10 protein-coding genes are annotated in these 12226 nt (G+C 36.0%); 9 read left to right on the plus strand and 1 reads right to left on the minus strand.

Annotation, left to right across the window (positions count from 1 at the left end; translation table 11 throughout):
- The first annotated feature begins 262 nt into the window (after positions 1 to 262).
- The 4 genes from ltaE (at position 263) to glsB (ending at position 6136) form a co-directional block, all read left to right on the plus strand.
- A complete protein-coding gene (gene ltaE / locus H4J73_RS14550; protein ID WP_182177044.1) occupies positions 263 to 1276 on the plus strand; it encodes a low-specificity L-threonine aldolase in 1014 nt (337 codons plus the stop codon).
- A gap of 104 nt (positions 1277 to 1380) precedes the next feature.
- A complete protein-coding gene (locus H4J73_RS14555) occupies positions 1381 to 2643 on the plus strand; it encodes a PotD/PotF family extracellular solute-binding protein (RefSeq protein WP_182177045.1) in 1263 nt (420 codons plus the stop codon).
- A gap of 54 nt (positions 2644 to 2697) precedes the next feature.
- Positions 2698 to 4992, plus strand: coding sequence for an ATP-binding protein (locus tag H4J73_RS14560; RefSeq protein ID WP_182177046.1), 2295 nt, complete (start codon positions 2698 to 2700; stop codon positions 4990 to 4992).
- 211 nt (positions 4993 to 5203) lie between these two features.
- The gene (gene glsB / locus H4J73_RS14565; RefSeq protein WP_182177047.1) at positions 5204 to 6136 is read left to right on the plus strand and encodes a glutaminase B; all 933 of its coding nucleotides are present in this window, start codon (positions 5204 to 5206) and stop codon (positions 6134 to 6136) included.
- Positions 6137 to 6212: 76 nt separating this feature from the next.
- Here the strand turns inward: glsB and astB are convergent, their stop codons facing one another.
- Positions 6213 to 7550 carry an N-succinylarginine dihydrolase gene (gene astB, locus H4J73_RS14570; RefSeq protein ID WP_182223640.1) on the minus strand — a complete coding sequence of 446 codons (1338 nt, stop codon included), beginning with the start codon at positions 7548 to 7550 and terminating at the stop codon, positions 6213 to 6215.
- Between the two features lie 971 nt (positions 7551 to 8521).
- Between astB and H4J73_RS14575 the strand changes: the two genes are divergently transcribed.
- The 5 genes from H4J73_RS14575 to H4J73_RS14595 all read left to right on the plus strand — a co-directional run bounded on the left by H4J73_RS14575 (position 8522) and on the right by H4J73_RS14595 (position 12209).
- Positions 8522 to 9403: a LysR family transcriptional regulator gene (locus tag H4J73_RS14575; RefSeq protein ID WP_310649654.1), complete on the plus strand. Its 882-nt coding sequence runs from the start codon at positions 8522 to 8524 to the stop codon at positions 9401 to 9403.
- Between the two features lie 124 nt (positions 9404 to 9527).
- Positions 9528 to 10058 carry a hypothetical protein gene (locus H4J73_RS14580; RefSeq protein ID WP_182177050.1) on the plus strand — a complete coding sequence of 177 codons (531 nt, stop codon included), beginning with the start codon at positions 9528 to 9530 and terminating at the stop codon, positions 10056 to 10058.
- A 35-nt stretch (positions 10059 to 10093) separates the two neighbouring features.
- Complete coding sequence (locus H4J73_RS14585) at positions 10094 to 10231, plus strand: hypothetical protein (protein WP_182177051.1); 138 nt, start codon at positions 10094 to 10096, stop codon at positions 10229 to 10231.
- 176 nt (positions 10232 to 10407) lie between these two features.
- Entirely contained in the window at positions 10408 to 11337 is a 930-nt protein-coding gene (locus H4J73_RS14590) for a PDC sensor domain-containing protein (protein WP_182177052.1), read from the plus strand.
- A 143-nt stretch (positions 11338 to 11480) separates the two neighbouring features.
- Complete coding sequence (locus H4J73_RS14595; RefSeq protein WP_182177053.1) at positions 11481 to 12209, plus strand: YebC/PmpR family DNA-binding transcriptional regulator; 729 nt, start codon at positions 11481 to 11483, stop codon at positions 12207 to 12209.
- Positions 12210 to 12226: the final 17 nt, after the last annotated feature.

Below are 12226 nucleotides of genomic sequence, written 5' to 3' on the forward strand. Positions count from 1 at the left end.
AGCTATATCCTATACATACGATAGTAAAACCATATGAGTTCAGTGCCTTACTTTGAGCTAAAAACCTGAGTAAGCTTCAACGTGAAAGGTTCGGCCTCGCTATATTGTTACATAAAGAGGCTTATTTTTTTATATCTTTTAATCGGTAAACCATTCGTTAAGTTGTTTGCGGCTTCATTTTAAAAATAAGGTTATTTCTCTATATTATCGCCAGTATAACCGTTTATACTTTGTGGCTATTAATACTTTATTTGGATGTAAAATGATTGATTTTCGCTCTGACACCGTAACCCGCCCCTCTTTAAAAATGCGTAATGCAATGTCCCAAGCTGAGGTCGGTGACGATGTTTATGGCGACGACCCAACGGTAAATGAATTAGAACAATGGTCAGCGGTGCGCCATGGTTTTGATGCCGCACTATTTTGTAGTTCAGGCACACAAGCCAATTTATTAGCACTTATGGCCCATTGCGAGCGTGGTGACGAATATTTGTGTGGTCAACAAGCCCATAACTACAAATTTGAAGGTGGCGGTGCTGCGGTCCTTGGATCAATTCAGCCACAACCGATAGAAAACGAGAAAGATGGCACCATTTGCTTAAAGAAGCTAGAAAAAGCGATTAAACCTGATGATTCCCATTTTGCTCATACCAAACTGGTTAGCATTGAAAATACTATTAATGGCAAAGTGCTCCCATTAAAATACTTAGCCAATTTGCGAACCTTTGTGAACAAACATCAATTAAGTTTACATTTAGACGGCGCTAGAGTTTATAACGCCGCGACAGCTTTAAACGTAGATGTCACTGAAATAGCACAATATTTTGACACCATGTCGGTGTGTTTATCTAAGGGGTTGGGCGCGCCTATTGGCTCATTATTATTAGGTTCAACTGAAGTCATAGCCAAAGCCCGACGCTGGCGAAAAGTACTGGGTGGCGGTATGCGTCAAGCCGGTATTCTCTGTGCTGCCGCTAAAATAGCCTTAACTGAAAATGTTGAACAGCTTAACGTTGACCACGAAAATGCGCAACATCTAGCAAATCAACTGAATAATATTGTAGGCTTTGAGGTTGACCTCGCGCAAGTTACCACTAACATGGTCTTTGTTAAGGTAGAAAAATCAATCGATATTCACGCCATCGCCACCAAATTAAAAGCTCAAGGAATTATAATATCACCGAGTACCTATATGCGTTTGGTTACGCATTTAGATCTGAGTAAAGCAGATATCAATTACTTTATTTCAGCATTAAAAGTGGCATTAAATAAATAGAGTAAATTTTTCCATAAAAAGATCATATCGTGTGATTATCATTCGATTTTTTATTTCTATTATCTATACTCGATATATTACATAAATTACATACGAAAAATCAAATGGATAAGTCACGTAGAAATGCTATAAAGAAAATTGCATTAGGTGGTGCTGCCGGTATAGCAATTGCCAAAGCGCCTTATGTATTTGCCCGCAATAAAGTAACCTTACGCATTTTGGGCACGCATGTAACATTACAAGAAGAACTAAGACAAAAAGCCATGGAAGACCTTGGCATCAACTTGATCTTTGAACCCAAAGGTAGCGCGGCAGTTTTACAAAAAGCATCAATGTTTCCACAGTCATTCGATTTATACGAACAGTGGTCAAATAGTATTAATGTTCTTTGGCGCTCTGGCGCTATTCAATCTATAGATAAAAGAAGAATTACTCATTGGGATGAAATTAACAACTTAAGTAAGACGGGGAAAATAACACCATCAGCAAAACTGGGTGATGGCGATGCTCCTTATAAGATATTACATATTCAAAAAAACAATCAACTCGGAGAAAACCACACCAACGACATCAGCTTTTTGCCTTATGTTCATAATGTTGATTCGTTTGGTTACAACACTGACTTTATTAAAGAAGGCATACCTTACGAAACCGAAAGTTGGGGGTGGTTATTAGACGAAAAGTACAGTGGTCGTGTGGGTATTATCAACGCGCCTACCATTGGTATATTTGACTTAGCGCTGGCAGTACAAGCTAAAAATCTAATGTCTTTTAATAATATTGGCGCGATGACCAAGCTAGAATTAGATAAACTGTTTGGTATATTAATTGGCTTAAAACAAGCTGGACATTTCAGTGGTTTATGGACTTCGGTCCCTGAATCAATTCAATTTATGAAATCAGGCCGAGTCGTTATAGAAAGTATGTTTTCTCCTGCTGTCGCATCGTTAAATGGTATGAATGTCCCCGTTACCTACGCTGCACCCAAAGAAGGGTACAGAGGTTGGCATGGCGTAATGTGTATATCAAAGGCGACAACGGGTAAAGTAAAAGATGCCGCTTACGACTATATGAATTGGTGGTTATCGGGTTGGCCCGGCGCTTATATTGCTAGACAAGGCTATTATATTTCAAACCCGCAACGTACCGCTCGTTACTTGTCATCACAAGAATGGGACTATTGGTATGATGGAAAAGCCGCTTCAATCGACTTAAAAGGGGTTGATAATAAAGTATCAGTCTATCAAGGAAATATTCGCCGAGGAGGCAGTTATGAACAACGATTTAGTAATGTCGCTGTCTGGAATACTGTCATGCCGACCTATGATTATAGTATTCAAAAATGGTATGAATTTATTAATGCATAAACAATCTACTTTTCATTCAAGTGTGTTAAAAAATTAAACCTTGTGGTGTTATAAATGTTTCCAAGCTTAAAAGCACAGCTAATACTTTCTTTAACGATTATAATTTTACTTTTTATTGGACAAGAGTATGTGTCGTATCAAAGCCAAAAACTGTTAATTACTGGCCTAACCTCTAACCAAGAAATAGTTGATGCCGTTATTGAAGTTAAAACATTAGAGAAAGATGTTTTAGATTTACAAAGAAACGTACTTATTTATAAAGAAAATCAAGCATCTTCAGTGTTAAAACGATTGAATGACATTATGACCTCCGTCACTCGTAAATTAGATATGACGTTACTTTTAATCAAAAAAAATGAAATTGGCAACAATCAAGAGGTCGCCATAGAGAGTATGCGTAATCATTTAAAAGATTACCGAGAAAACTTTGATTCTGTTGTTTTACTTATCGATAAAAAGGGTGAATTGTTTAATCAAAAGATAGTCACTCGATTAACTCACTTAAAAAGTATTACGACTAAAGTATCGGACGATATAACGAACACGCCCCCACTTAATACTACACGTATAAATAACAAGAAGCTTAGTAATTTAACATCTGAATTACAGCTTGCTGCTTATCAATATTTTCTTTTACCAAATACTGAAAACACAATCAATTTTCAACGTATTCTCAATAAGTTAAAAAGTGTTACTACCGCATTAAATATCAAAGAAATAAATACAGATTTAGCCATTATTTCTAGCGAAATGAAATTATTAACACAAGTAACCAAAAATTATAACTATCTAGTAAACGTTGTTATGTCTGGCTCTGCAAACGAATTTCTATATTTAGCGAAAGACTTAAGTAAAGTTGTCTTACAATATCGTGATTCCAGTAACTCAAACCTTAATGGAATTGTTGACGAGTCTATTTTACGTGGCACTATTATGTTTATTTTTGGTATATTTTTTACTAGCCTTATCACCTTATATGTACTCAAAAGACTCATATTTCCGATAGAAAAAGTGACCCAAGTATTCAATACACTCGCAGAAAATAAAGAGCTTAATGAAGGCCTTGAACTTGAAGTGAATCGAGCTGATGAAATAGGTCATTTAATGAAGTCAGCCACTATATTCCAATTAAAAAACCAGCAAACAAATGACTTATTAATACGATCACAACAATTAAATCAACAACTTGTTCTATCACAAAAGAAGGCTGAAAAGGCAACCCAAGCAAAAAGTATGTTTTTAGCGAATATGAGCCATGAAATTAGAACGCCCATGAATGGCGTTGTTGGTATGCTCAGCTTATTGTCAAACACACCATTAACCGATGAACAAAAAGAATACATTAGTCTTGTCAATTCTAGCTCTGAATCTTTATTGACTTTAATTAACAGTATTTTAGACTACTCTAAAATTGAATCAGGCAAACTAGAAATCGAGAGCATTCATTTTAATATTGCTGATATTATTAACGAAGTCGTAATCATTATGGCTGCTATCGCCGAGAAAAAATCGTTAGGGCTCACTATTAAATCGATCGAACTCTCTCAAAAGACAGTAATAGGTGACCCTACTCGGCTTAAACAGATACTGATAAACCTGATCAGTAATGCGATTAAATTTACCGAGCAAGGAGGTATTGAACTTGAAGTTTTGCTTGTTGAGGTAAACAATGAACAACTTAACTTTTCTTGTAAAGTAAGAGACTCTGGCATAGGTATTTCTCAAGAACAGCAAGATAATATTTTCAGTCCTTTTTCTCAGGCTGATAATTCAACAACACGAAAGTACGGAGGTACAGGTTTAGGCTTAACCATAGTTAAACAGCTTTGTGAACTTATGGCCGGAGATATAAAGATAGACAGTACATTGAACAAAGGCAGCTGTTTTGCTTTTAACTTGCTTTATCAAAAACCAGAAAAAGATATTTCTGACAAATCAGAGGAAAATCCCCCGATTAAAGATGTTAACTTACTATTTAAAAAAATACTTTTGGTTGAAGACAATAGGATAAATCAAATCGTAGCAATGACTATTCTCCGCAAATTAAAGCTTAAAGCTGACATAGCAGATAACGGTATTGAGGCAATAGAAAAGCTAAAATCAACGTCCTATGATTTAATCTTAATGGATTGCCAAATGCCTGAAATGGACGGTTATGAAACAACTAGAGCGATTAGAGCTGGAAAAGCAGGAAAGGAACATCAAGATATCCGCATTATCGCGATGACCGCTAATGCGATGAAAGGAGACAAAGAAAAATGTATGAATGCTGGTATGAATGATTACTTAGCTAAACCGATAGATATTGATAAATTACATCAAAAACTTTCCGCTTGGGCAACAAAATAACCCCACATTAAAAATCATTAAGGTACTTGTTAACTTAAAGATATTATTCATTACCGATTGTAAATAAAGCCAATATATTGGCTTTATTTACAATAAAGTCGTTGAACTCTAGCATTAAAACCCTTTATTTAAAAAAGTGACCTTTAGGGCTACATATCAAGTTTAATTTGTGCATAATAAGTGCATCTTCACTTTACTGTCCGACGTTTATATGAAAAGCAACATTGTTGATTTACAAGATAAGCTAAATACATTATTGCTTACTCATCGTGATAGCTTTGTAAAAGGTGCCGTAGCGGACTACATTCCAGCTCTCGCTATTGTTAGGCCTGATTTTGCGGGTATATCTGTCGCGACCATTGACGGAAAAACTGTAGGCGCGGGAGATTATCAGCAGTCTTTTTCCATTCAAAGTATTTCAAAAGTATTTGGTTTAGTCATGGCAATGAATCGTCTGGGTGAGTCATTATGGCAACGTGTAAGAATGGAGCCTTCAGGTCAACCTTTCAACTCTATTATTCAACTTGAGTGGGAAAAAGGTATTCCCCGAAATCCGGTCATAAATGCTGGAGCGCTATTAGTTGCTGACGTATTAACCAGCCATTATTCAGCCAGTAAACTCGCTTTCTTAGGCTTTGTAAGAAAACTTGCCAACAACGAAGATATTCGCGTTGACCTTGAGGTTTACCAATCTGAATTCACCCATGGTAACCGTAATGCCGCCCTAGCCTACTTAATGAAAAGCTTTGGTAATATTGAAGCCGAAATTCCTGACGTACTTAGCCATTATTTCACCCAATGTTCAATCGCTATGAGCTGCGAGCAGTTAGCGCAGAGTTTGCTTTTTTTAGCCAATAAGGGTGTCGATCCCTTAACAAAACGGGTTATTTGTAGCCCGAAAGATGCCCACCGCGTTAATGCGATATTATCAACCAGTGGTATGTATGATCAATCTGGTGAGTTCGCTTTTTCTGTCGGTTTACCCGCTAAAAGTGGTGTTGGGGGTGGTTTAATTGCTATTGTGCCAAATTATGGCGTTATCTGTACATGGAGCCCACCGTTAAACAGTTTTGGTAATTCTGTTGTTGGTATGAAATTAGTAGAAGGTATTGCAGAAGAATTAGGCTTGTCTATTTACCATTAAAGCCGATAAAAGCAGTAAGTTGACCGACATAAAGACTTACTGCTTATAAAAGGGGGATTTTTATTTCTCTAATGAATTATTGCTGAAAGCGATAAACAGACCCTAAAGATAAAAGTTGAGACAACTCATCTAAAGCCGTACGTGACTCAATAATTAACTGAGGATCTCGTAAATCATCAAGTATTAATTTATCACGATAATGTTTGTTAACCCATGCAACTAATTGTGTATATAACGCGGGTGTTAATAAACAACTGGGATTCACTGCAAGTAATTCTTCTTCAGTAAGGGCAACCCTTAAACGCAAGCAGGCAGGGCCACCACCATTTTTCATACTTTCGTTAACATCAAAAAATTCAACATGGTTTATTGGATTATCCGCAGCGATTAATCTGTGTAAATAGTCATTAACTTGAATGTTTTCACGACAGTGCGTTGGAGCAATAATGACCATCGTATTGTCCTGTAACGTAACAATTTGCGTATTAAACAGGTAGGTATTAACCGCATCTTGAACAGACACTTGTTCGGTTGAAACTTCAAGAAAGTGCAGTTTTTCGCTGTCAAATTTACGTGTTACCTCAGCTTTAAATTCAGCGGTATTTAAATAGGCTTGCTCATGGTAAAAAAAGACATTTTGATTTCCCACCGCAATGACATCATTGTGAAAAACACCTTGATCAATAATATCGGGATTTTGTTGCACAAAAACAGTTTTATCTTCAGACAAACCATGTAACCTTGCAATAGCCTGACTCGCTTCAAACGTTTGACGAGCAGGAAACTTAATAGGCACTGGTTTATTGCGGTTAAAAGCATAACGACCATAAGTAAAAATTTCTACACCCGCATCACCATAACCTTCACATAAGCGCGTATGGTTAGCAGCACCTTCATCACCAAAATGTTCATTATCATTAAGATGCTGGTGATGCTGGAAATACTTTTCGTCACCAAACATCGCTTTAAGAATTTTGCTGGTTGTTTCAGGCTCAAGTGAGCGATGAAATTTATTCGCTAAGTTAGCAGAAGTAAAATGCACTTTTTTATCAAGTGTATCGGCTGATGGCGACACTGATGCTGCATTTGCTGTCCACATCGTTGAAGCAGAGCAACAAGAAGCGAGCAGGGTTGGCGATGCTTTATAGGCTGCTGCCAAAATTTGATCATCACTACCATGAAACCCCAGTCTTCTTAAGGTATACATATCAGGGCGTTCTTGAGGCGCAAATACACCTTGCTTTAATCCCATATCATGCAAAGCTTTCATTTTTTTCAAACCTTGCAAGGCGGCTTTTTTAGGGTTTGAGCTGTTATGAGTATTAGATAATGACGCAACATTACCCTCTGAAAGACCCGCATAATTATGGGTTGGCCCCACTAATCCATCAAAATTTACTTCAACACTTTTCATCATCATTCCTACATTTTTATCATTATGCTAATCGCAAAGCAAAATACACACCAATCCAAAATAAAATACCTATCAATAGCTTACAATTTTTGGTGATATTAATGTTTGTTTAATGCATCATTTTGATCCATTAATTTTTTGTAACGTGCAGTGTTTACTCAATAGAAATAAAGCAATGGTGGTCTGTAAAAAGAATAGCAAGTGGTCTCTCTCATCAATTATTTCTCTCAGTAAGACTAATAGGTGAAAAATGTTAAAGTATAAGATGAATTTATCTCATTTGCCATGTTCATCGAATAAATTTATGATGGTTTTGTTTTTTGAATCACTCCCTATTTTTAATAATAATATCTCTGATTCTTTAATAACACTCTTTTTTATTGCTAGACGGCTTCATTTCAAGGACATCATTTGATGTCCTCTTTTCTGTCTTTTTTGACTACTAGGTGAAATAAACTCATCTATCGGATGAATTTATCTCGTTTGCGGCGTTTGATCGATAAACGTAAAGTGAAGATGTATTTTGAATCTCCCCCGATTCTTTAATAGCACTTACTTATATTGTTAAACTGTTTCATTTCAAGGACATCATTCGATGTCCTTTTTTTCTGCCTTTATTTTGACTACTAGGTGAAAAAAACTCATCTATCGGATGAATTTATCTCGTTTGCGGCGTTTGATGAATAACCTTATGGTGAAGATGTATTTTGAATCTCCCCCGATTCTTTAATAGCACTTACTTATATTGTTAAACTGTTTCATTTCAAGGACATCATTCGATGTCCTTTTTTTCTGCCTTCATTTTTTATTTCTTTTACTGTCCTTTTAGTGCAAACGAACCAAAGTAGTGCAAGCAAGACCTTATCACCGTGTAAGTAAAAAAAAATAAACAATGATATCAATAAATTAAATTTCGGTATAAGTATTGCTAATCACCTCTGTCTTCATCAATATATTTTACTTATATGCCTATTCAAACACCCATACGTGGTTTACGGTCATTCTGTGTGGCCTCAAAATGTTTAAGTTTTAAACATGCCGCCGCACAATTATTTTTAACCCCCTCAGCGGTTAGCCATCAAATAAAACAGCTAGAGGAACAGTTAGGTTTTATCCTTTTTAAAAGACGTACCCGATCAATAGAATTAACCAGTTCAGGGAAACAGTTTTATCAGTCTATTCAGCCGATTATTCATCAGCTTGAGTCGACAATTTCAGAATTTACTCATAACCAACAAAACAAGACAATTGTCATTAGTTTGCCTGAGTTTTTTGCCAGCGAATTATTCATTCCACAATTAAGTGAATGGTCTGAAAAGAACCCAGAAATCAATCTGCAATTAGAGACAATAAAGTCAGGAAGTGAGCCCTCCCAGGTTGCTGACTTATCAATCGTACTCGCCAATGGGAAGCCTAATGCCAGTATTGTTCATGAATTATTTCCTGTTCGCTACACTCCTGCTTGCAATAAAAAACTCTATAAAAAGCTTAAAAGTATGGGGGTTGCCGCATTAAAAAACACGCCACTCATTTTACACCGTTCTCGTCCTTGGTCATGGCATCAATGGGCTGACAACATTAACATTGACGATTTTGATCCGAAACAAATTATACAATTTGACAGTATGTTTGGCGTCGTACGAGCAGCTCAACAGGGAATGGGAATTGCTTTAGTACCTCTTCCTATTAGTAAAACATGGTTTAGCGAGGAACTATTAGTGAAACTATTCGATGAAGAGCTAAATACCAACGACAGATACTATTTAATTCAACATGAGAATATGGAAAATAAAACCGAACTAACTTTATTCGCAAATTGGGTAAAAGAAACCTTCGCCAATGACAATAAATAGCCGCGTTGGTGATGGGTGAATTTTATTCACTTAATACGTTTATTTTAATCGTTTGTTTAGCTAAATTAAAATTTCTATAGTGAACGTGCATTAACCCAATGCGCTTTTAAAAAGAGATACCAAAATGAATAGTGAACACGTTTTTTTAAAAAAATCATTAATGACTCTAGTAATGACTTTAGTGATAAGTAGCCCTTTAATGGCTTTTGAAAACAACTTAGCCTTAAAAGTGGCTATCGTTAAAGATGCTACTGGTAGTCAAGATATTGTTAAGGGAAACTTTAACTCGAGTATTAAAAAACTAACCAGACGTCATAAAGATGAAAATTCATACAACAGCAATATGAGTTTATGTGTTGCTTATTTACAAGCTGATAATGCCAAACAGTCAGAATTAGCATGTACTGCGGCAATCAACGATGTTGAAGCCATGGACTTATATAATGACAAAGCCCTATACCTTAAATCATTAAGTTACAGTAATCGTGGTATTTCGAGATATAAAAATAATGATATTTCTGGTGCCTTAACTGATTTAAGTGCAGCTGTGTTAATTGATGCAAATACGGTTACCGTTGGTAACTTAAACATTGTAAAAAAACGACTCTATAAATCTCAAACTCTTGCTTCAACTTCAGCACAGTTTGCCGAATAATCATCATTACAACGTTAATATTTAGGAGATACAACATGCTAAAGCGAATGCTATACAGTATTTTATCCGTAACGACTTTACTGCTTAACATTAAACATTTATCAATAAGTCAGTGGGATATTGAAGAAACAGACAATACACAACACTTTAATAACTCGCGACAACAAAGGTAAATGAATGATCTATTTAAAATACAGTAGCAACGCAGTTAACTCATTTAACATTTAAATGATAAAAATAACGTTGCTACCTTATTTCCTTATACCCAACCCTCATAAAATAAAACTACGTTAACCGCATTAAACGGGCACTTTCCTGTAAAAACACTTATCATTAAAATCGAGTTTTTATGAACTATATTAGTGTAATAGAGAGATATCATGAATATCATGACGCTATTCATGAGCTTATGGCTTCAATCGTTGCAGGGGCTTTTGATGAAAATTTTTTTAACGATGAACGCTTACTGAAAAACTCAATGGATTGGCTGACCAAACATTACCCTTTTATTGAGTTGATGTTCACTTTAGATGCCGATGGTATTCAACGTAGTAAAAACATTTCAAAGCATAACGTTGTCAATAAAAACAGTATTGAAGGCCCTGGAATAGACCGCTCTTATCGCCCTTACTATATCAAAGCAAGTGAAAATAATAACATTATTGTTACCGAGCCCTACTTATCAACCTCTAGCCATAATTTATGTATCTCTTCGTCAATGAAATATGCCAATAAAAATGGTGATGTGGTCGGTGTGTTGGTGATTGATATTAACTTATCTCAGGCAATTGAGTTTTTAATGGGCGATGTAAAACGAAAAAAATTCCACCCTTTTTTTGTTAGTATATATTCATGCATTGTTATTGGCCTTTTCTTTATCGTGGGTATTCTTTTATATTCGGCAGGTAGTGAAATAATTAATTTACTGCTTTCACCCACCCCTGAAGATCTTCAATTAAAACCGTTTGGCATTATTATTTTTTTAACCTTAGCACTCGCTATTTTCGACTTAGGTAAAACGACCATTGAAGAAGAAGTGCTCATGCAAAAAGATATATTACGCCACAGTTCGACACGACGAACAATAACTCGATTTATTGCGACCATCTTAATTGCTGTTTCGATAGAAGCTTTATTGCTGATGTTTAAATCGGTGCTTGGCTCGCCTGAATACTTAGTGAATGCGGTAGCGATGATGGCAACTTCAGTTGGATTACTGGTTGGATTAGGACTTTATGTTTATCTTGGCGCAAAAGCAGAAACATTGTTGAAGAAATAGCTTACATTGCTTAATTATTAGTAATATTTATATCAATAAAGGCATAAATATACGTGATTAACAGACCACAGCACTAGTCAAACTTCACCCTAGCGGGTAGAATCTAGCTCATCAATTTTTTAAGAACAATGAGATGCATTCAGATGGGTAGAGCATACCAAAACCGCAAATTGTCAATGGCGAAAACAGCCGGTGCGAAAACTAAAGTTTATTCTAAATACGGTAAAGCAATTTATGTGAGTGCCAAAGAAGGCGGTGTAGACCCTGACGGCAACTTAACACTTCGTGGTTTAATTGAACGAGCTAAAAAAGACCAAGTACCTACACATGTTATTGAAAATGCTATTAAGAAAGCATCTGGTGCTGGCGGTGAAGACTTTGTGGCGGCACGATATGAAGGTTTTGGTCCGGGTAACTGCATGGTTATTATCGATTGTTTAACCGATAACGGTAATCGTACCATTAAAGACGTTCGCCAATGTTTTACTAAAACGTATTCTAAAATTGGTTCATCAGGTACTGTTTCACACATGTTTAATCATCAAGCCGTATTTGCCTTTCAAGGTGAAGATGATGAAGCTGTTTTAGAGACCTTAATGATGGCTGATATTGATGTGACCGATGTTGAGCTTGAAGACGGTATCATTACTGTTTATGCCCCGCACACTGAGTTTTTCAAAATTAAAACTGAATTTGCGAATTCAATGCCAGAATTTGATTTAGAAGTTGAAGAAATTACGTGGGTACCACAAACTTATACTGAAATTACCGGTGAAGATGACACGGCAAATTTTGAGAAGTTTATCGCTATGTTAGATGACTGTGATGATGTACAAAACGTTTATCATAATGCTGATATTGCCGAGTCATAATTTAACATAAGACTAAG

Source organism: Colwellia sp. MB3u-41 (assembly GCF_014076845.1).
Taxonomy (GTDB): Bacteria; Pseudomonadota; Gammaproteobacteria; order Enterobacterales; family Alteromonadaceae; genus Colwellia_A.